This window comes from Alcaligenes nematophilus, from assembly GCF_026344155.1.
Taxonomy (GTDB): Bacteria; Pseudomonadota; Gammaproteobacteria; order Burkholderiales; family Burkholderiaceae_B; genus Alcaligenes; species Alcaligenes phenolicus.
Genome location: NZ_JAPKMZ010000001.1, coordinates 352,201 through 373,193, shown reverse-complemented (window position 1 = coordinate 373,193; position 20,993 = coordinate 352,201). Strand labels below are relative to the sequence as shown.

At 57.1% G+C, this 20,993-nt stretch carries 13 protein-coding genes; 6 read left to right on the top strand and 7 right to left on the bottom strand.

Features of this window, described 5'->3' with window-relative positions; all coding sequences use genetic code 11:
* The first annotated feature begins 144 nt into the window (after positions 1-144).
* The 5 genes from OSH04_RS01705 to OSH04_RS01685 all read left to right on the top strand — a co-directional run bounded on the left by OSH04_RS01705 (position 145) and on the right by OSH04_RS01685 (position 10,888).
* Complete coding sequence (locus OSH04_RS01705; RefSeq protein ID WP_266107819.1) at positions 145-6,054, top strand: alpha-2-macroglobulin family protein; 5,910 nt, start codon at positions 145-147, stop codon at positions 6,052-6,054.
* Entirely contained in the window at positions 6,038-8,200 is a 2,163-nt protein-coding gene (gene pbpC / locus OSH04_RS01700; protein ID WP_226348339.1) for a penicillin-binding protein 1C, read from the top strand. Before OSH04_RS01705 ends, pbpC begins: the two co-directional genes overlap by 17 nt.
* A gap of 74 nt (positions 8,201-8,274) precedes the next feature.
* Positions 8,275-8,862 carry a hypothetical protein gene (locus tag OSH04_RS01695; RefSeq protein WP_009461761.1) on the top strand — a complete coding sequence of 196 codons (588 nt, stop codon included), beginning with the start codon at positions 8,275-8,277 and terminating at the stop codon, positions 8,860-8,862.
* A 113-nt stretch (positions 8,863-8,975) separates the two neighbouring features.
* Entirely contained in the window at positions 8,976-9,431 is a 456-nt protein-coding gene (locus tag OSH04_RS01690) for a hypothetical protein (RefSeq protein ID WP_181900162.1), read from the top strand.
* A 161-nt stretch (positions 9,432-9,592) separates the two neighbouring features.
* Positions 9,593-10,888, top strand: coding sequence for an aspartate carbamoyltransferase (locus OSH04_RS01685; protein ID WP_026483408.1), 1,296 nt, complete (start codon positions 9,593-9,595; stop codon positions 10,886-10,888).
* A gap of 181 nt (positions 10,889-11,069) precedes the next feature.
* On the opposite strand, the gene OSH04_RS01680 is transcribed toward OSH04_RS01685, so the two are convergent.
* The 5 genes from OSH04_RS01680 to OSH04_RS01660 all read right to left on the bottom strand — a co-directional run bounded on the left by OSH04_RS01680 (position 11,070) and on the right by OSH04_RS01660 (position 17,050).
* Entirely contained in the window at positions 11,070-12,590 is a 1,521-nt protein-coding gene (locus OSH04_RS01680) for a CoA-acylating methylmalonate-semialdehyde dehydrogenase (protein ID WP_060185191.1), read from the bottom strand.
* Between the two features lie 79 nt (positions 12,591-12,669).
* Entirely contained in the window at positions 12,670-14,238 is a 1,569-nt protein-coding gene (gene actP / locus OSH04_RS01675; protein ID WP_009461764.1) for a cation/acetate symporter ActP, read from the bottom strand.
* Positions 14,235-14,552: a DUF485 domain-containing protein gene (locus tag OSH04_RS01670; RefSeq protein ID WP_026483405.1), complete on the bottom strand. Its 318-nt coding sequence runs from the start codon at positions 14,550-14,552 to the stop codon at positions 14,235-14,237. Before OSH04_RS01670 ends, actP begins: the two co-directional genes overlap by 4 nt.
* A gap of 51 nt (positions 14,553-14,603) precedes the next feature.
* Positions 14,604-15,398 carry a crotonase/enoyl-CoA hydratase family protein gene (locus OSH04_RS01665; RefSeq protein WP_009461766.1) on the bottom strand — a complete coding sequence of 265 codons (795 nt, stop codon included), beginning with the start codon at positions 15,396-15,398 and terminating at the stop codon, positions 14,604-14,606.
* Positions 15,399-15,442: 44 nt separating this feature from the next.
* Entirely contained in the window at positions 15,443-17,050 is a 1,608-nt protein-coding gene (locus OSH04_RS01660) for a long-chain-fatty-acid--CoA ligase (RefSeq protein ID WP_266107818.1), read from the bottom strand.
* Between the two features lie 114 nt (positions 17,051-17,164).
* Here OSH04_RS01660 and OSH04_RS01655 point away from each other — a divergent pair, with 114 nt between their 5' ends.
* Entirely contained in the window at positions 17,165-18,217 is a 1,053-nt protein-coding gene (locus tag OSH04_RS01655; RefSeq protein WP_080748095.1) for a helix-turn-helix domain-containing protein, read from the top strand.
* A 36-nt stretch (positions 18,218-18,253) separates the two neighbouring features.
* Here the strand turns inward: OSH04_RS01655 and OSH04_RS01650 are convergent, their stop codons facing one another.
* Positions 18,254-19,150, bottom strand: coding sequence for a recombination-associated protein RdgC (locus OSH04_RS01650; RefSeq protein WP_009461768.1), 897 nt, complete (start codon positions 19,148-19,150; stop codon positions 18,254-18,256).
* 167 nt (positions 19,151-19,317) lie between these two features.
* Complete coding sequence (locus OSH04_RS01645; RefSeq protein ID WP_035272847.1) at positions 19,318-20,991, bottom strand: MFS transporter; 1,674 nt, start codon at positions 20,989-20,991, stop codon at positions 19,318-19,320.
* Positions 20,992-20,993: the final 2 nt, after the last annotated feature.

Sequence of the window (20,993 nt, the reverse complement as noted above, 5' to 3'; positions counted from 1 at the left end):
TCGTGAACAATTAAAGCCCGGTGTCTTTTTCTGTTGCACTTGGTGGCATTCTTTATGCGCTTTCGGGGCTATTCAGACACGCTCAGAGGGTCTGATTTCTATTAAACTGGCGCCGAAAATAGCACATTCCATAGGGGAAGAACGATGCATCGCCAGTCTTTGCTGGGTTTGATGTTCTTGCTGGGTGTCAGTAGCGCCCAAGCCATTACGATAAGCAGTTTCTCGCCCCAAGGGGCGACATCGGATTTGCGGGATGTCAAAGTCACCTTTGCCACACCCGCAGTTCATTTTGGGGATTCGCAATTGCCTGCACCCGTTCAGGTGCAGTGTGATGATCCTTCGGTAGTCGGTCAGGGCCGTTGGCTTGATTCGCGCCGCTGGATTTATGAATTCGACGAGCGTCCAGGACCAGGCTTGAGTTGTACGGCCGTCGTGTCCAAAAGTTTTCGCAGCATCAATAATGAAGCGATTAGCGGACCGGCTCAATATCGTTTTAATTCAGGCGGCGCCATTCTGGAAAGCAACCGCCCGTATTACAACATTATTGATGAAGACCAGGTCTTTCTATTCAGCTTCAATGCGCCGGTTAATAGCGCCTCTTTAGTCAAGAACGGCTATTGCCGGGTAGAGGGTATTGGCGAGCGTATTGGCTTGAAAGCCATTGAGGGTGCCGAGCGCGACGCCATGGTTCGCGCCGAGTTCTATGTGGACGAGGTAGACGACCGATACCAGGCCGTCCAGTGTGCGCGTCCCCTGCCAGCGGATGCCAGCGTGTCGGTGGTGCTGGAGCCGGGCGTCATGACGCAGATTGAAAATCGCAAGGGCGTCCCTAATACGGACCGCTATACCTACGATTACAACGTGCGCCCCGAGTTTACCGCCTCGCTCACTTGCATGCGTGAGCGCGCAGAAGCGCCTTGCACGCCGGTTGGCAGCTTCGGTGTTCAGTTCTCTGCGCCCGTCGCTTACGAGTACTTGAGCCAGATTCGTTTGGAAGCCGGCAAGCAGGTTTGGGAACCCAAGTCTGATAGCGACGAGGCATGGCAGGATCGTGGGCCTGGCCAGTACGTGCGTTTCGAGGGTCCTTTCCCTGAAAACGCCAAGCTGACGGTCAAGATTCCGGACAGCCTGACGGACGACGCAGGTCGCCGCCTGAAGAACCCGCAAGTGCTGAGCAACGGCATGAGCACCACGACCTATCCGCCGCTGGTGAAGTTTGCGGTGGAGCCTTTCGGGATTGTGGAGCGTTTCGGCCATGCGGATCGTGACGGATCGGACGATTCCGATCCGCCAGCCATTGGCTTGAGCCTGCGTAATGTCGAAGCCAATCTGACAACTCAGCAAATGCTGGTGTCCGCCGGTCAGGTGGGGGCTCTTGCCGTGAAGGACGACAAGGAAGTTCTGACCTGGTTCTCCCGTCTGCGCCAGCTGAACTATTCCTGGTCGGTCACCCCCGACTATCTGAAGACCATGATGGGCAGTGACTTCCATGTCACCGCTCCTTTGAATGAGAACGGCTACCTGGATCTGCGTGCCCAGCCCCTGTTGCAAGGCAAGGATCTGAAGAAGCTGGACTTGCCCGGCATGGATCAAAAAGGCGAGCGTCCTTTTGAATTGATTGGCGTGCCGCTGAAAGAGCCTGGTTTCCATGTTCTGGAAGTCGCTTCCCCACGTCTGGGAGCTTCCTTGCTGGAGGCGGCCGGTACCATGTACGTGCGTAGCTCTGTGCTGGTGACCAACCTGGGTGTGCATATCAAGAAAGGTGGTGACGATTTGCTGGTCTGGGTCACGACACTGGATGATGCCAAAGTCGTGCCCGGCGCGAAAATTCGCGTGATGAACTGCCGTGGTGAAGAGCTGCTGCAAGGTGAAACAGACGAGAATGGGATGTTCCATCACCCGCAGGCGGTGTCCAGCCCGGATTACTGCCAGGAAACCAGCTTGTCCGGTTTGTTCGTGACGGCGCGAATCGACAAGAACAACCCCATGGCTCGTGGTAAAGATGATTTCAGCTTTGCCTTGAGCGAGTGGAATTCGGGTATCGAGCCTTGGCGCTTCAATGTGCCTTACAACTGGGGCGGTCGCGATGAGGCCATTGCTCACACTGTGATGGATCGCAATCTGTTCCGTGCGGGTGAAGTGGCCCATATGAAACACTATGTACGCGAACGCGTACGTGACGGTTTCAAGGCTCCAGCTCGCTATCCCGACACCATGATTGTCGAGCACGATGGCAGCGGCAAGCGAATTGAGCTGCCCTTGAAGTGGCAAAAGACAGCGGCAGGCAGCGTATTTGCTCTGACCGACTGGAAAATCCCCAAGGACGCCGAGCTGGGTGTGTATCGCTTGCGAACCGAAGGCGAGGATCAGTACTTCAACTTCGGCGAGTTCCGCGTAGAGCAGTTCAAGTTGCCTGTGTTGGGCGGCAGTATCAAGCTGGGTGACGGTCAGGATCGTCCTTATCTGGTCAAACCCAAAGAACTGCAGGCCGACCTGCAGTTGCAGTATCTGTCTGGTGGCCCGGCTGATTACTTGCCGGTTCAGTTGTCGGCGGTTGTCCGCTCGGCAGGAACGTCCTTCAGCGCCTATGACGATTTCAGCTTTGTCCCTCCCGAGAAGGTTGAACAGTCTGATGTCTCGGACTCCCGTGTTTTCCTGAACAAGAAGCGCTTTCAGCTGGATGCACAGGGTGGTTTGCGTGCCACGCTGGATGAGTTGCCTGCGGTGGATCGTCCTTCCGAATTTCTGGTAGAAGCCACTTTTGCCGATCCGAACGGTGAAATTCAAACCTTGACCCAAACCGTGTCCGTATGGCCGGCCGATGTAGTGGTGGGTCTGCGTGCAGGTAGCTGGTTGGCAGCCGGTTCGTCCACCAAGCTCTCGGCTATCGCGGTGAGCCCGGACGGCAAGCCACTGAAAAACGTGCCTGTGCGTATTGAGGCGGCCAATGTGCAGCGTTTCTCGATCCGCAAGCGTATGGTGGGTGGCTTCTACAGCTACGATAATCAGGAGCAGCGCGAAGACCTGGGCACGATCTGCGAAGGTCGCAGCGACGATCAGGGTCTGGTGCAGTGTGATGTGAAATTGGAGAAGGGCGGTCAGGTCGAGCTGCGTGCCATTGCACGCGATGGCGAAGGCCGTGAGTCCGTTGCTGCCAGCACCGTCTGGGTCAGTGGCTCCGGTTACCTATGGTTCGGTGGTCAGAACGATGACCGTATCGATGTGATTCCTGCGAAGAAAGTTTGGGCTCCTGGCGAGACAGCCGAGTTCCAGGTGCGCATGCCTTTCCGCGAGGCCACGGCCCTGGTGTCGGTGGAGCGTGAAGGCGTCTTGCAGGCTCAAGTGGTTCAGCTGGAAGGCGACAGCCCTAACGTCAGCGTGGAGATCAAGCCCGAATGGGGGCCGAACGTTTACGTGTCCGTGCTGGTTCTGCGTGGCCGTCTGCGTGAAGTGCCTTGGTACTCTTTCTTTAGCTGGGGCTGGAGTCAGCCTCTGACTTGGTACAAAGCCTACTCGGAAGGCGGTGGTGAGTTTGTTGCCCCGACAACTACCGTGGACTTGTCCAAGCCTAGCTATCGTTTTGGTCTGGCCAGCATTGAAGTCAGCAGCCAGCAAGATGCGCTGGATGTGAAGGTAACGACGGATCGCAGCCAGTACGCGATTCGTGAGCAGGCCAAGGTTGATATTCAGGTCCTCAAGTCCGATGGCACACCGGCAGCCGGTGCGTCCGTGGCCTTGGCGGCTGTGGATCAGGCCTTGCTGGAACTGAGCCCGAACAATAGCTGGAACCTGCTCAACGCCATGCGTGCCTTGCGCGGCTACAACGTGCAGACCGCCACGGCGCAATCTGAAATCGTGGGTCGTCGTCACTATGGTCGCAAGGCTGTCGCAGCGGGTGGTGGCGGTGGCAAGAGCCCCACTCGTGAATTGCTGGATACTTTGCTGCTGTGGAAAGGCAATGTGGAGCTGGACGCACAAGGTCGCGCAACGGTGACCGTGCCGCTGAAAGACTCCCTGACCCAATACCGGATTGTGGCCGTCGCCGATCTGGCGGGCGACCGCTTTGGTAGTGGTTCGGCTCAGATCGTCACAACGCAAGACCTGCAAATCATTTCCGGTTTGCCAGCCATTGCTCGTGAGGGTGATGATTACCAGGCCCAAGTGACGCTGCGTAACAGCAGCCCACGTGCCATGACCGTGAAGGTGCAGGCGCAGTACCGTGGTAAAGGCTTGCCCTCGGCGGCCTTGCCAGAGCAAACCGTTGAGCTGGCTTCGGGCTCGGCTAAAGTGGTTTCCTGGCCCATGTCGGTTCCACTGTCCAGTGGTTCGGCCGATTCGCACCAGATGGAGTGGACGGTGGATGCACAGGAAGTTCAGCAGTCCGGCGCCACGGGCAAGGCTGCCAAAGACAGCCTTGCAATCAAGCAGGAAGTCTTTACCGCGACCCCGGTTACGGTTCAGCAGGGAACACTGGTTGCCGTGGGTATGGATGAGCCATTGAACATGTCGGTGCAGGCACCGGCTGGTGCCTTGAAGAACGAACAAGGCGTGGTTCAAGGTGGTCTGCAAATGTTGTTCCGTTCCTCCTTGGGTGGCGGTATGGAAGGGGTGCGTGCCTGGTTTGAACGCTATCCTTACAGCTGCTTTGAACAGCAAGCCTCACGTTACATGGGCCTGCGTTCCGAAGAGGCGTGGGCTGGCCTGATGCAGCGCATGCCGTCTTATATGGACGAGAATGGTTTGTTGCGTTACTTCCCCAGTAGCTATGGTTGGGGTAGCCGCGTGTTGACCAGCTACATCCTGGATATCAGCTACATTGCGGAATCCATGGGCTTGAACTATCCCATCCCGGACGGCTTCCGCAACGAGATGCTGCAAGCGCTGGAAAACGTGGTGAATGGTCGTATCCCGAGCATGCAAACGGTCTCTCGCCAAGAGCGGGATCTTGAAGTGATTCGTGCGACGGCCGTGTTGGCCAAGTATGGCCGTGCTCGCGTCAATATGCTGGATTCGGTGGAACTGAACCTGCAAAGCTGGCCCACTGAAATCCTGCTGGCCTGGGTGGATCTGACTCAGCGTTTGCCGGGCATCAAGAAAGCCGAGCAGACACGTAAAGAAGCCATGAATCTGATTCAGGCACGTCTGGTCAGCCGTGGTACCCGTCTGGTCTTTGGTGAGGACGCGCTTAACGGCAGCCCATGGGCCATGACCAGCCGCGTGACCAACCAGGCTCGCCTGATGCTGCTGGCCAATGAAATGTCGGACTGGACCGAGGACATGCCTCGTCTGGCCCAAGGTCTGTTGGCGGAGCAGCAACGTGGTGCATGGCGCATGACCACTGAAAACCTCTTGGGTAGTTTGGCTATTGAACAGTTCAGCCGTCATCACGAACAGAACCCTAGCGGTCAGTCCATGGTGATTCTGGGCTCGGAAAGTGCCCAGGTGGTGGATTGGGACATGCTCAAACCTGACGGTCAGGGTGTGCGCTCTTCCAGGATTGATGTGCCTTGGCGCGGCGATCAGGCCGATAACCTGAGCGTTGAGCAAATGGGTGAGGGCAAGGCCTGGATCGAAGTTCGCTCCCTGGCAGCGGTGCCCGTGACCAAGCCTATCGCTGCTGGTTTGAGCATGGAGCGTCATATCGAAGCTGTGGAGCAGGCCAAACCCGGTGTATGGAGTCGTGGCGACATCATGCGCGTGAAGATCAAGGTCAAGGCTCAAGGTCAGGCAAGCTGGGTGGTGGTGTCGGACCCGATTCCTGCCGGTGCCACTATCCTGGGCAGCGGCCTGGGTCGCGACTCTGCCATGGCAACGGCCGGTGAAGAGCAGTCCGGTCATTGGCCCAGCTTTGTCGAACGCCGCTTTGATGGCTACCGTGCTTACTACGAGCGCTTTGAAGAAGGCACGACCGAAGTCAGCTACACGGTGCGTCTGAATACAGTGGGTCAGTTCGTGCTGCCAGCCAGCCGTGCTGAAGCCCTGTACGAGCCCGACGTGTTTGCTGTCTGGCCTAACGAGCAAGTTCTGGAAGTTGTGGATGCACCAGCCAATTAAAGCAGGACTGCTGGTGTTGGGACTGGCCCTGTGGGCCAGTCCCGGGCAGGCCATGCCCAGCTACAAGGAAGTTCGGCAAGCTTACCGATCGTCCGATGTGCAGGTCCTGGATCGTCAGGGCCAGCTTGTCCAGCGAGTCCGTCTGGACTTTCGTCAACGGCGCGGCGATTGGGTCGCGCTGGAGCAAATTTCTCCGGCCTTGCAAATGGCGGTCCTGGTGTCTGAAGACCGCCGTTTTGAATCTCACGGTGGGGTGGACTGGTTATCAGTGGGCTCCGCCGCGTGGGATGGTCTGTTTGCCGGACGCAGTCGCGGTGCTTCTACGATTACCATGCAGCTGGCCGGCCTGATGGATCAGGATCTGATCGGTGGTCGAGGTGGGCGCTCGGTCTGGCAAAAGCTGGATCAGGTGGTGGCCGCCCAGTCGCTGGAAGACACCTGGACCAAGCCGGAAATTCTGGAAGCGTATCTGAATCAGGTGGCTTTTCGGGGTGAGCTGGTTGGGGTGGACGCGATGGCGCGTACCTTGTTTCAAAAGCAGGCCGCTGCGCTGGATGCACGCGAATCTGCCATTGCCGCAGTTTTGCTGCGCGGCCCCAATGCCTCGGCCTTGATGGTCGAGCGCCGGGCGTGTACGACCCTGCAAGAGATGGGACGTGCCGAACTATGTCGAGAATTAAGTAATCTGGTGCCGGTGGCTTTGCGCCGGGCCGGACAAGCCCCCTTGGGGCAAGCCCAACTGGCCCCTCATTTTGCCCGTTGGGTTCTGGATCAGAATCCTGAAATCAAGGCCGGTGACAGTATTCGTACGACCTTGGATACGCGCCTGCAAACTCAAGTGCAAGCCAGTATGCGGCGCCACTTGCTGGATCTGCGCACCGCACGTGTTCAGGATTCTGCGGTGGTGGTGCTGGATAACCATAGCGGACAGGTCCTGGCCTATGTGGGGTCCAGTGGCGATCTGTCCGAGGCGGCCGAGGTAGACCATGCCCGTTCCTTGCGGCAAGCCGGTTCCACGCTCAAGCCTTTTTTGTATGAGATGGCGATTGAAAAGCGCCTATTGACCGCCGCATCCTTGCTGGAGGATTCGCCGCTGAATCTGTCCACCGGCAATGGTCTGTATATCCCGCAAAACTACGACAAGCAGTTTGTGGGCTGGGTCAGTGCGCGCAATGCTCTGGCTTCTTCCCTGAACATTCCTGCTGTGCGTGTGCTGACCATGCTGGGGCCTGCCAACTTGGTGGATCGCCTGCGTGCACTGGGCCTGAATCTGCGCCAGGACGGCGATTTCTATGGTTATAGCCTGGCTTTGGGCAGCGCCGATGTCACCTTGCTGGAACTGACCAATGCTTACCGTGCACTGGCCAATTTGGGCCAGACGCAAGCCGTGCAAACACGTATGGATCAGCAATCCGCTCCCTTTCATTCTGTGATGGATGAGGGGGCCAGCTGGATTGTGGGTGATATGTTGTCGGACCGTCAGGCTCGGGTGCTGACTTTTGGATTGGACAGTGCCTTGAGTACACCATTTTGGAGTGCGGTTAAAACCGGGACCAGTAAAGACATGCGTGACAACTGGGCCCTGGGTTGGACAGAGCACTATACCGTTGGCGTTTGGGTGGGAAATAGTGCTGGCCAAAGTATGCAAGATGTATCAGGTGTCAGCGGGGCAGCCCCGATCTGGCACGAGGTGATTTCGCTCTTGAACCAGCGTCGCCCCGGTCGTCAAACGGCCATGCCTGCACAGGTGCAGGTGCGCCAGATTGAGTTTGTACCCGCCATGGAGCCTGGCCGGGAAGAGTTTTTTGTTGAAGGCACACAGACCGATCGTGTGGAATTAAGTGATGTGAATCTGGCCTATGCCGGCCCGGCCCGTATCCGCGAGCCGGTCAATGGCACCATTTTTGCGTTGGACCCGGATATTCCACCGCAAAACCAGCAATTGCGTTTGTTGGCCCAAGGGCAGATTACCGAGCCCTTGGTATGGTGGGTGCAGGGAGTAGAAGCAGGAAAGGGGGCGCAGCTGCGAATTCCATTGGTACCCGGAACGCTGCGCATTGAATTGAAAACTGAACAAGGTCGCTTAATGGATCAAGTCAGCGTACAAATTAGGGGTGCGCAAATGACAAGCTTTAACAAAGATTAACCGCTTGCGCTTTTACATGACTGATACACTGCTATCCTTATTGATTCTTCGTAAAGAGAGGGGGGAACTTCACTATGATGACTTTACGCACACTCGCTCGAATTTTGGCTCCTGTTGGCCTGGTCGCATTGGCCGCTTGTCAAACCGTTCAAGAAAAGCCGAGCGACAAAGCTGGCACCTCCAGCGCCGCAACGCAAACCACTCCCTCCACGCCTGCGACGGGTGCTCAGCAGCCTCAGGCTCAAGCTGGTGCCGAGCAGCAAGCTGCGCCTGTACAGATCTTCCTGGCTGATACTCAGGAACAAGCGGGTTGGGCACGTGTCGACGTGCAGCCTAATGGTGTCTTGTTTGTGAACCCCCGTGCCGTGGTGGTGCGTGAGGATCTGGTTGGCGTGCAAGCCGGCACCAACGACAGCAAAGAAGGTTTGCTGGCTTTGGATCTGACTCCAGAGGCTGCTCAGCGTCTGCTGCAAGTTACCACTCAGTTCCCCAAAAAGCGTCTGGCTTTGGTCGTGGGTGACACCATGCTGGCTGCCCCCGCTTACGGTTCGCCCGTTAAAGATGGCCGTCTGATTTTCATGGTTGGTACGGAAGCTAACGCTTTGGCTGCTGCCCGCGCGATTGCCGGTCCACAGGCTACCCAGACCAACGGTAAGAAGTAAGCGCTGCTTGTTCGTCTGAATGCTGTCCTGGTCCTGGGTTTACCCATGCCCGGCTTTTTGAAAAACGCGGTGGGTGCAAACCCGCCGCTCTTGTTACTAACAGGAAAGTCGGTATGGTGACCCCGCCAGGCAGTCTCGCTTTTTATATTCTTTCTTTTCGGGTTCTGGTCGGCCTGCATGGGGCCGCGCTGCTGTTCGTCATGTTGATGGGCACCGGAGCAATTGGATCCGTTTTCGTCCCCGCTTTTTTGCGTCTGCCCTTGTTCGTTTTTCTGATGGGGCTGGTTTCGGCGTTTCTGGCCTTGTGCTGGAGTCACTGGACCTTGGCGTGGCACAGCTCTAAAGTAGGGCGACGCTGGGCCTGGATACCCGGTTTCTGTTCGGCCTTTTTTCTGGCCTTGAGTCTGGCTCTTTTTGTAATTGGCGTATGGGGTACCTTGGGCCTGGCCGATTTTGCCTACCAGCATAGCGAGTGGCTTACCTCCGGCCAGCAAGACTATGACGGTTTTGTCGTTCCCAATAATGACGAAGCCCAGCCCTACACGACGCCTTATCGGCAACATCCTTAGCTTGCCTTCTACTTGAACGCTACGTTCAGACAGCAGCGATTCCAGCCTGCTGCGTAGAGTGTCGTTGTATTTTCTGCAATAGTCTCAATTCTTGCTCGCTTTTTTATCAGCCGCAGTCTTAAAATGTGCGCATTGCGTATATTTCATAAGCGAGAGCTGATATGGCCGTCTCCCAACAAGTTTTTTTGCGTGATGCAATGCGTCGCCTGAACCTGACTCGTGACGTTTTTGCGGCACGTATTGGGGTGAAGCGTCGTGCACTGGATACCTGGCTGCTGCCTGAAGGCTCTTTGGAGTCGCGGGCCATGCCCGAAGTGGTGCAGCGTTTTGTCACGGAAATCGTGGAAAATGAAGCCTTGCTGAGCAAGTATGCGCAAAGCGCACAGTCCGGTCCTTTGCGTGACCGTATCGCTACCGGTGGTAAGCATCAGCTCTTGTCCGTAGACCAGTTCACCCGCGAAACCGTGGAAGAACTGTGCAGTCTGGCCGACATCATGCAGCCCATCGCTCGCCGTCAAAAAGTGTCGCGCGTGCTGGAAGGGGCAGTGCTGGGTAACCTGTTTTTCGAAGCCTCCACCCGTACTCGCGTCAGCTTCGGCTCGGCCTTCTGCCGCCTGGGTGGTTCGGTGTGCGATACCACTGGCTTTACCTTTTCCTCCATGGCCAAAGGCGAATCCATTTACGACACCAGCCGCGTCATGAGCGGCTATGTGGATGCCATGGTGATTCGTCACCCTGAGCAAGGTTCGGTCGCGGAATTTGCGCGTGCCACCAACATTCCTGTGGTGAACGGTGGTGACGGTGCGGGTGAACACCCCAGCCAGGCGCTGCTGGATTTGTACACTATCAGCACTGAATTTTCCCGTCTGGGCAAATTGCTGGATGGCGCGCATATCGCCCTGGTGGGTGACTTGAAGTATGGCCGTACCGTGCATTCGTTGATCAAGTTGCTGGGCATGTACCGTGGCCTGAAGTTCACCCTGATCTCGCCCCCCGGCCTGGAAATGCCCGAGCACATTGTGGAGCAGGTGGCCAAGCAAGGTAAGCACGTCATCGAGCAGACGACGTCCCTGGAAAAGGGCTTGCCTGGTGTGGATGTAATTTACGCTACGCGTGTGCAGAAAGAGCGCTTCGAAGAAGGGCAGGACGGCAGCTTCACGGCGGACTTCCAGGTCAATAAAGCCATTATCGACCGCTGCTGCGGCCCCGATGTAATTGTGATGCATCCACTGCCACGCGATAGCCGTGAAGGTGCCCACGATTTGAGCGTGGATCTGAACCACGACCCTCGACTGGCCATCTTCCGTCAGGCTGACAATGGTATTCCCGTGCGTATGGCGATTTTTGCTGTGCTGCTGGGTGTGGAAACGCTGGTGCAGCATTCCATGCGCGATGTGACCTGGAATCCTCCTTCGCACATCGGCCCGGATGATGCGGTTTTCCACGGCATGTACTAAGTTGAGCAGGTGTCAGCGCTAAGTACACGCAAGCATTAAAAAAACCGGGGCTCTGAATTAGAGCCCCGGTTTTTTTGTTCTTGAAACGTGTTTTATAAGCCTGCTGGGTGAGCAGACTTATAACGATATGCCAAGCTGAGCCGTTTTTTGAAAGTGACGATTCAGCCCGGCAAATCTACTTTTACTTGGACGTAGGCATGGCAAATTCCGCACCCTTGGAGATGCTTTCAGGCCAGCGCTGCATGATGGATTTCTGGCGGGTGTAAAAGCGAACGCCTTCTTCACCGTAAGCGTGCATATCGCCAAACAGGCTCTTCTTCCAGCCACCAAAACCGTGCCAGGCCATTGGCACTGGAATTGGCACGTTGATGCCAACCATACCCACGTGGATGCGGCGGCCAAATTCACGGGCCACGTTACCGTCGCTGGTAAAGCACGCTACGCCGTTGCCGAACTGGTGCTTGTTGATCAGTTCAATGGCACTGGCCAGATCCGGTACGCGTACGCAGCACAGCACAGGGCCAAAAATTTCTTCCTGATACACACTCATGTCAGGGGTGACGTGATCGAACAGGGTGCCACCCATCCAGAAGCCGTTCTCACAACCTTCACCGGCTTTGGCGCCGTCAAATTCGCGACCGTCGACCAACAGTTTGGCGCCTTCCTGTACACCTTTGTCGATGCAGCTGCTGATGCGCTCGCGCGCTTGCTGTGTCACGATGGGGCCCATTTCGGCGGCGGCATTGGTGCCATTCAGAATTTTCAGGCTGCGAGTGCGTTCTTCCAGCTTGGGCAGGATGCGCTCGGCAGAGTCACCCACCAGCACGGCTACCGAAATGGCCATGCAACGCTCGCCAGCCGAGCCGTAGGCGGCACCGATCAGGGCGTCCACGGTCAGGTCGATGTCGGCATCCGGCATGACGACCAGATGGTTCTTGGCACCGCCCAGGGCTTGCACGCGTTTGCCGCCGATGGCGCCCATTTCATAAATGCGGTTGGCAATCGGGGTGGAGCCCACGAAGGAGACGGCTTGCACGTCCTGGTGATTGACCAGCGCCTCAACCGCGTCTTTATCACCTTGCACCACGTTGAACACGCCATCGGGCAGCCCGGCTTTTTTCAGCAGTTCGGCAATGAACAGGCTGGGGCTGGGGTCGATAGGGCTGGGCTTGAGCACAAAGGTGTTACCCGCCGCGATGGCGACAGGGAACATCCACATGGGCACCATGACAGGAAAGTTGAACGGGGTGATACCGGCCACCACACCCAAGGGCTGGCGCATGGTCCAGTTGTCGATATTGGTGCTGACCTGTTCGGTGAAATCGCCTTTGAGCAGTTGAGGAATGCCGCAAGCAAATTCCACAATTTCAATACCGCGGGTGACTTCGCCCATTGCATCGGACAGAACCTTGCCATGCTCGGCCGTAATCATGGCTGCCAGCTTTTCCTTGTTCTCGTTGAGCAAGGACAAAAAGTTGAACAGCACACGGGCGCGGCGTAGCGGTGGGGTGTCGGCCCAGGCGGGGAAAGCGGCCTGGGCGCTGGCCACAGCGGCGTCAATATCTTGCTGGCTACCCAGTTTGACTTTGGCGCTGACCTGGCCGGTGGCCGGGTTGTACACCGGTTGAGTACGTGTACCGGCGCCAGCCTGCTGGCCACCTCCGATGTAGTGAGCAATTTCGGGGGTGTTTAACTCTGTCATGGTGATGCTCCTGCTGGGATGAATTAAAACAAGGGGCGGTAACCCGATCGGGCTGGGCTACCGCCAGAGTACCAAGTATCTAGTGAGAGACAGCGGCAATACCGACTGCAGTTTCAGCGCGGACCTGTTGGGCGTCAAAGCCATCCCGGTCTTCGCTGGCGCGGCGGCTGCTGTCCAGTTTCGATACAAAGTAAATCATGAAGAATGCCAAAGGCATGGAAATCAGGGTGGGGAAGTCGTAAGGGAATACGGCTTCGGAAAAGCCCAGAATGCGGACCCAGACGGCTGGCGACAGAATCACCAGGCCCAGGGCCACAAGCAGGCCGCTCAAACCGCCATAAATGGCACCACGAGTGGTCATGCCGCGCCAGTACATGGACATCAGCAAGACCGGGAAGTTGGCCGAGGCGGCAATACTGAAGGCCAGGGCAACCAGGAACGCCACGTTCTGGTCACGGAACAGCAGGCCCAGGAAAATGGCGACAATGCCAATGCCGATCGAAGCCAGACGGTTGACGCGCATGGCTTGCGAGGGTGTGACATCATCGCGGCGGATGACTTTGGCGTACAGATCATGTGCAACTGCCGAGGCACCGGCCAGGGTCAAACCACTGACCACGGCCAGAATCGTGGCAAAGGATACGGCGGCCAGCAAACCAAACAGTAGGTTGCCACCCAAAGCCGTTGCCAGGTGCATGATGGGCATGTTCGAGCCGCCCAGCACCATGCCGCCTACCTTGCCGTCCACATAGAACTCGGGGTAGTTGGGCAGGATGGCCATGGCAGCCAGACCCAGGAAGCAGATCACCACAAAGAAGACGCCCATCAAACCCGTTGCCACGAAGACCGACTTACGGGCAGCGCGTGCATCAGGCACGGTGAAGAAACGCATCATGATGTGGGGCAGACCGGCAATACCAAACACCAGTGATACCGCCAGAGACAGGCCCGAGAACGGATCAGCCATCAGCTTCCAGGGACCCTTCATGGCCGCGCCAGCCTGGTGATGTTCGGCCGCCGCACTGACCAGGGCGGAAAAGTCGAAGTTGAAGTAGTACAGGGCCAGGCCAGCCATCAAGAAGCCATTACCCATCATCAAGATAGCCTTGATGATTTGTACCCAGGTGGTTGCTACCATGCCACCCACCACGACGTACACCATCATGAGCAAGCCCACGGCCACCACGGCATAGGTGTAGTCGATGCCAAACAGCAGTTGCACCAGTTGTCCTGCGCCGACCATTTGCACGATCAGGTAGAACAGCACCACGGTCAGCGAGCTGATCGCGGTAAAGATGCGAGTGCTGCGTTCATCCAGGCGGTATGAGACGATGTCGCTCAGGGTGTAGCGACCCAGATTGCGCAAGCGCTCGGCAATCAGAAACATGATGACCGGCCAGCCCATGAAGGCGCAGACCGCATACAACAGCGAGTCAAAGCCGTTGGTAAAGGCCAGGGACGAAATACCCAGCAAGGTGGCGGCGGACATGTAGTCACCCACAATGGCCAGCCCATTTTGCGTGCCGGTAATGCCACCCCCGGCGGTGTAAAAGTCCGAGCTGGAACGAGTGCGTGACGAGGCCCAGTAAGTAATGCCCAGGGTCACGACCACAAAGGCGGCAAAAATCAGAATCGCTTGTGTATTCATGGGCGCACCTTTGCCAGTACACGTTCGCAAAGCGGATCAAAGCGCGTGTTGGCGACGTGGATATACACGCCTGTTAATAACCAGGACACAAAAATCAGTCCTACCCCGTACACCATGCCACTGTTGACAGCTCCTCCACTGCCCAGGTCATGGGTTAGAACGCCGGGCCAAAAAATGGCCGTCACGATAAACAGGCCGGTCAGCCCCAGGCAGATGCCGGCGCAGGCAAATGCCAGACGCCGACGCTGCGACTTGAGTTGCTCATATTCCTGTAGCCCGGCTAGTTGCCGGCTTAACTCTTGATGCGACAGCATGGTTTTGTCTCCGTATTGTTGTGATTACTGCCCATGTCCGCCTGGCCGATATTATTTGGTCGGCTTCACTTTATGAGCTTTCTTATTAACAAACTCCCCCAAGCGTTCCTGCACGTCCCGCCCGGTTTGAACTACGGCTGCCATCAAGCCCTCGGCAAAGAGGCCATCGGTGGCAGACATATCGGCAATGCGGCTGATCGAGCTGACAATGGCGTAGTTCGACAAGATGGCATTGCCTGCAATGCGCTGGGCCAGTTCCAGGCTCAGCTCATAGGCTGTTTTGGGGTTGGCTTCGTTGTTGCACACGTAGTGCGCCAGCCCCAGTCGCTCTCCTTCCACGGCATCGAGCACGCGGCCTGTCAGCATCAGTTCGATCATGCGGTTGGGAGAAATGATTTTTGCGGTGCGAACGGTTGCGCCACCGCCGGTGAAGATGCCGCGTGTGCCTTCAGGCAGGGCAAAAAAGGTGCTGCTGTCGGCCACGCGAATGTGCGCTGCGCTGGCCAGTTCCAGGCCCCCACCCACGACCGCGCCTTGCAGGCAGGCAATGACGGGGATGCCGCCGTGTTCGATCTTGTCAAAAGCACGGTGCCAGCTTTGGCAGACGCGCAGAAAATCCACGGCGCCGCGTTCCTTGTCATGGTGTTCTTTCAGATCCAGGCCCGCGCAGAAATGGTCGCCTTCTGCCTTCATCAGAATGACCCGGATGTGCTCGGGAATATTGGAGAAGTACGCATCAATTTCAGCAATGGCATCTTCATCCAGGGCGTTGCGCTTGTGCGCCTTGTTCAGCGTGACAATTCCGATGTTGTCCAACTCGGTGGTGAGCAGGAAAGGGGCGGCCATAAAAAACTCCTTGTGTTACGTAAATGCGAGGGCAGTGGTGCAAATCAGCTGGGGTCGGCTTGATCCGCCAGCATTTTGCGCAGTGCCATTTTTTGAATCTTTCCAGTTGCCGTCATCGGCATCTGGTCGATGAAAATTACTTTGTCGGGTACGGACCAGCGGGTGACGCGATCCTGATAGCGCTCCAGCATGTGGGCCTCATCCAGCTCAGCGCCTTCGCGTGGCACTACGAACAGCACGGGGCGTTCGCCCCATTTGTCGTCGGCCTGGGCGATGCAGGCAGCCAGCTCAACCAAAGGCTCTTCCATGGCGATGTTCTCGATCTCGATCGAGGAGATCCATTCGCCACCGGACTTGATCACATCCTTGCTGCGGTCAGTAATGTAGACGTAGCCATCGGCGTCGATGGAGCCTACGTCGCCTGTGCGGAACCAGCCGTTTTCACTGGCCAGATCGGGTTTGCCGTAATAGCGGTCCATGATCCAGTTGCCCTGGATCAGTAGGTGGCCGCTGCTCTTGCCGTCGCGTGGCAAGGTATTGCCTTCGTCGTCAACAGTTTTCAGGCGTGCGCCGAATAGGGCACGGCCTTGCGAGGCCAGCACGTGCTGCTTCTGGGCTTCGGGCAGATCGCTGTGTTTGGGCAGCAATTGGCACACCGTGCCCAGCGGCGAGGTTTCAGTCATGCCCCAGGCGTGGCGCACGGTAATGCCGTAGCCCGCCCAGGCGGCAATCATATTGGGTGGGCAAGCGGAACCGCCGATCAGGATGCGGCTCAGGGTGGTGAACTGCTTGCCATTGGCTTTGGCATAGTCCAGCACGGTTTTCCAGATGGTGGGTACACCGGCGGACAAGGTGACGCCAGCGCGTTCGCATAGGGAGTAAATGCGCTCTCCCTGCAAATTTGCACCGGGCAGAACAATTTTGGCTCCGGACATCAGGCCGGAGTAAGGCAGGCCCCAGGCATTAACGTGAAACATGGGGACCAAAGGCATGACGGCGTCAGCGCTGGCAATGTACAGTGCGTTCGGGTGGGCCGAGGCGTAGGCATGCAAGAGGGTGGAGCGATGGGTGTACAGGGCACCTTTGGGATCGCCCGTGGTGCCGGAGGTGTAGCACAGGCCGCTGGCGGTATTTTCATCAAACACAGGCCACTCAAAGCCCGTGCTGTCATTGCCCAGCCAGCTTTCGTATTCATCGGCCAAGGGGCCCTGAGCCTGGCTGCCCATGCGTACCCACTGCTTGACGGTGGGGCATTGGCCGCGCAGATAGCTGACCATTTCTTCAAAATGTTCGTCGTAGAACATCACCGTGTCTTGAGCATCATTGATGATGAAGGCAATTTGCTCGCGTGTCAGACGCGGGTTCACGGTGTGACAGATCAGACCGATGCCCGAGGTGGCGTAGTAAATTTCCAGATGGCGGTAGGTGTTCCATGCCAAAGTTGCCACGCGTTCGCCGGGCTGCAGGCCTTCTCGGCGCAGTCCCAGAGCTAGATCCTGAACCCGGTGGGCAAATTCAAGATAGCTGTAGCGATGAAGCTCGCCATTATCCAAAGCGGTAACAATCTCCTGCTCAGGGTTATTCTCTACGGCGTGGGTGAGAATTGAACTGATGAGCAAGGGCATATGCATCATATTTCCAGTGCCTAACATGGTGATGTCTCCTTGTATTATGTGTGTCAGCATAGGATGGTTTAGCACCTTACCCAATAGCGAATACTGACGTCGAATATGCAAAAAGTGACAATCTTTGAGAGGTCATAGGAAATGAATGCTTTGCCCGGCACGCTCCCGGTGCCCGTTGATGCAGCCCATACCGCCACCGTGGCGCTGGATCTGGTTCAGGACTGGTTTCACAGCCTGCGCACCAGCTACTCCGAAGAGGTGCTGGATCACTGCCTGAAGCAGTCGGGCATCGTGAAAGACTTTATTGATCGGCCCGGCGCTCGTTTGACGCGAGATCAACTGGTGCGCCTGTATCAGGAAAGCGCCAGGAAAACGGGCGATGAGATGATGGGTTTCTGGACTCGGCCCATTCGGGCCGGGGCCTTGAAATACATTGTGCGCACCGTGCGGGATGCGCCATCCATCAATGTGGCCTTGTACCGTTTCACCCAGTTCTGGAATCTGCTGCTGGATGATTTCAGCCTGAATCTGATACGCACGGATAAAGAGTTGGGCATTGAGCTGGTGCCGCGTTATCCCACCGCCTATGTGCATCGTTTCGGCCATGCACTGATGCTGAAGCTGACGCACGGAATTGTGTCCTGGCTGATGGGGCGCGAGGTGCCGGTGCAGCAAGTGGCCTTTGCATTTCCCAGACCGGCTTTTGCGGCGGACTATTCGGTGCTGTTTCCCGCTTCAGTCAGTTTTGATGCGCCGTGCTCGCATATCTTGTTCGGCGTGGAGTTGGGGCAGGTACGGCCACAACGCACTCAGGTTGAGGCCAGAGCCTTTCTGGAGCGTGCGCCGCGTGACTGGATTTTTACCTCCTATCACGAGCATGCCTTGCGCCTGAAAGTACGGGAAATCTTGCATACCGATCTGGGCTACACCTTGCAGGATGTGTCCGGCAAATTGCATATGTCGGCGCGCACGCTGATACGCAGGCTGCAAGAAGAAGGCCTGTCGTTTCAGGGGATCAAGGATGAGCTGCGCCGAGATTTGGCGATTTTCAAATTGCTGCGCAAAGATATGTCGCTGGCTGAAATTGCTTACGCATTGAAGTTCAGTTCGCCAGCGACATTTCACCGGGCTTTCCGCCATTGGACGGGCATGACGCCCGGTGTGTATCGCGCCGCCCAGCAGGAACTGGCCTGAAGGGCGGTTCAGCCAAGCAGGCTGTGTGCTCCGGGCTTACTTGCGTTCGCCGCCCAGGACTTCGACCAGATCGCTGATCATCTTGGCCAGCTCGGAGGTCATCAAGGTCATGTCAGCGTCAAAGATTTCGTCATCGTTGACGGCCGTCACATCTTGTTTTTCAGTCAGGATGTCCAGCGGGGCCACGCGTTTGACGTCCAGCGCATCGGTCAGCACAAAGCTGATGCGATCTGCCCAGGTCATGGCCAAACGGGTGCATTGCTTGCCGGCTTCAACGTGCTTGCGCACTTCGTCAATGTCGGCGCTTTGCTTCACGTAGCGTACGGCAGCACCGCTATCGCCGGTGGAGCGCAGTTCGGTGTCCTGGTCCACAGTAAAGTTGGCCAGTTGCTCTTCGTCCACCAGCCAGGAGGTCATGGCGGCACCGGGTGATTGCTCGGTATACAGAGGCTGCACGGGGAAAGGTTCCACGCTCTTGGCCAGCAGGCCCAGAACTTCGTCGCTCTTGGCGGTAGCCGCGGCATCAATAGCCAGCCAGTGGTTGCGGGTATCCAGCCAGACGCGGGTGTCGCGCGAGACGGCGAAGGCACGAGGCATCAAGTCCACAATGACTTGCTCCTTGATTTCCTTCATTTGCTTGCGGCCAGGTTTGTAGCCTTGCTGTTCTTCGATATCACGAGCCTTTTCACGAGCGACTTGGTTGATCACTGTGGTGGGCAGCAGCTTCTTTTCGGCGCGCAGAGCGATCAGGTACTGACCGTTAACTTCGTGCACCAGAGCACTGTTCTCGCGTGGGCTGACCCAGCCCAGGCTTAGCGGTTCCTGGCTGGAACCAGGGGTGAAGCTGTGTTTGGAAAGAGCTTCTTCCAGCTCTTCGGCGGAACATACCCAGTCGGGGGAGAGGCGATAGATGCGTAGATTCTTAAACCACATGGATACGAAGATAAATAAACAGAAGAAAAAGGGCGGGCGTAAAGCCCGAGGCAATGTTCGATTGTACGCGCAGATCTTCCTGTGTCGCCCCGCCATTTACGGACCCTTGCATTTGCTTGACAGAGCGCGGGAAATGGCCGGTGCAACGCGTTTTTTGCCTGGACTGGCTAACGATTGATGTCGTTATGGCGGGTTTCCCGCACAAAGGGCGCACCAATCGCAACCGTCACCAGACAGATCAGAATCGGGTACCACAAACCATCGTAAATATTGCCAGTGACGGCAATCATGGCAAAGGACAGGGTGGGCAAAAAGCCCCCGAACCAGCCATTGCCAATGTGATAGGGCAGGCTCATGGAGGTGTAGCGGATGCGGATCGGGAACATCTCCACCAGCATGGCCGCAATGGGGCCGTAGACCGCGGTTACCAGCCCCACCAGATAGGTCAGCAGGACCACCAGCATCACTTTATTGATCTGCTCCGGGTCTGCGCCGTCCGGGTAGCCGTACTGGCGCATGGTCTGAGTCAGCTCATTGCGCAGCTCTTGCGAGTGACGGGCAAAATCGGCGCGGCTCAGATGTCCGCCTTCAAAACCATCGATCACATGATCGCCAATGCGTACCTGGGCCACCTGTCCGGGCGAACCCTTGACGTTGTTGTAGCTGACCGCGTGGCTGGCCATGTAGGACTTCACGATATCGCAAGAGCTGGTGAAGGTGTGGCTGCCCACCGGATTGAACTGGAAGGAACAACTGGCCGGGTCAGTAATGACGGTGACGGGCGCATTGCGTTGTGCCTGTACCAGGGCTGGATTGGCAAAGTAAGCCAGACCCTGAAAGACCGGGTAGTAGGTCAGGGCGGCCAGCAGACAACCCGTCAGAATGATGGGCTTGCGTCCGATTTGATCCGACAGCCAGCCAAAAAAGATAAATAGCGGGGTGGCCAGTAGCAGGGAAATTACCATCAAGGTTTGCGCCAAGGTGGCATGCAAACCCAGCATTTGGGTGATGAAGAACAAGGCGTAGAACTGCCCCGTGTACCACACCACGCCTTGGCCGGCCGTCAGGCCGAACAGCGCCAGCAAGGCGATGCGCAGATTCGCCCAGCGCCCGAAGGATTCGGTAATGGGCGAGGTCGACAGCGTGCCTTCTTCCTTGATGTGCTGGAAGGCAGGTGACTCTTTCAGGTTCATCCGTATCCAGACGGAAATCGCCAGCAGCAGCACGGAAATCAGAAAGGGAATGCGCCAGCCCCAAACCACAAATGCTTCTTCCCCGACCAGACTGCGTATGCCCATGATGACCAGCAGGGACAGCAGCAAACCCACAGATGCCGTGGTCTGAATCCAGCTGGTGTAAAAACCGCGACGGTGCTGGGGTGCGTACTCAGCCACATAGGTGGCGGCACCGCCGTATTCGCCACCCATGGCCAGGCCTTGCAGTAGACGCAGGACGATCAGCATGATGGGGGCGGCAATCCCGATGGCTTCATAACTGGGTAGTACGCCGACCAAAAAGGTGGACAGTCCCATCAGCAGGATGGTGATCAGAAAGGTGTACTTGCGGCCCACGCGGTCGCCAATACGACCAAAGAGCAAGGCTCCAAAGGGGCGTACGGCAAAACCGGCGGCAAAGGCCAACAAGGCAAAGATAAAGCCGGCTGTCGGGTTAACAGCGGAAAAGAAGTGTTGCGCCAGAATGGCGGCCATGGAGCCGTACAGGTAGAAGTCGTACCACTCAAACATGGTGCCCAGGGCGGAGGCAAAAATAACTTTGCGGCCTTGGGTGTCCAGCTTGTTCTTGGCTTTCGGGAAGGTTGCACTGGTGATTGTCTGGGGCATGT

Coding starts and splice junctions, on each gene's coding strand:
- OSH04_RS01705 (WP_266107819.1), top strand. CDS start 145: ATGCATCGCCAGTCTTTGCTGGGTTTGATGTTCTTGCTGGGTGTCAGT.
- OSH04_RS01655 (WP_080748095.1), top strand. CDS start 17,165: ATGAATGCTTTGCCCGGCACGCTCCCGGTGCCCGTTGATGCAGCCCAT.
- OSH04_RS01665 (WP_009461766.1), bottom strand. CDS start 15,398: ATGGCCGCCCCTTTCCTGCTCACCACCGAGTTGGACAACATCGGAATT.
- OSH04_RS01650 (WP_009461768.1), bottom strand. CDS start 19,150: ATGTGGTTTAAGAATCTACGCATCTATCGCCTCTCCCCCGACTGGGTA.
- OSH04_RS01680 (WP_060185191.1), bottom strand. CDS start 12,590: ATGACAGAGTTAAACACCCCCGAAATTGCTCACTACATCGGAGGTGGC.
- OSH04_RS01660 (WP_266107818.1), bottom strand. CDS start 17,050: ATGTTAGGCACTGGAAATATGATGCATATGCCCTTGCTCATCAGTTCA.
- OSH04_RS01645 (WP_035272847.1), bottom strand. CDS start 20,991: ATGCCCCAGACAATCACCAGTGCAACCTTCCCGAAAGCCAAGAACAAG.
- OSH04_RS01695 (WP_009461761.1), top strand. CDS start 8,275: ATGATGACTTTACGCACACTCGCTCGAATTTTGGCTCCTGTTGGCCTG.
- OSH04_RS01670 (WP_026483405.1), bottom strand. CDS start 14,552: ATGCTGTCGCATCAAGAGTTAAGCCGGCAACTAGCCGGGCTACAGGAA.
- pbpC (WP_226348339.1), top strand. CDS start 6,038: ATGCACCAGCCAATTAAAGCAGGACTGCTGGTGTTGGGACTGGCCCTG.
- OSH04_RS01685 (WP_026483408.1), top strand. CDS start 9,593: ATGGCCGTCTCCCAACAAGTTTTTTTGCGTGATGCAATGCGTCGCCTG.
- OSH04_RS01690 (WP_181900162.1), top strand. CDS start 8,976: ATGGTGACCCCGCCAGGCAGTCTCGCTTTTTATATTCTTTCTTTTCGG.
- actP (WP_009461764.1), bottom strand. CDS start 14,238: ATGAATACACAAGCGATTCTGATTTTTGCCGCCTTTGTGGTCGTGACC.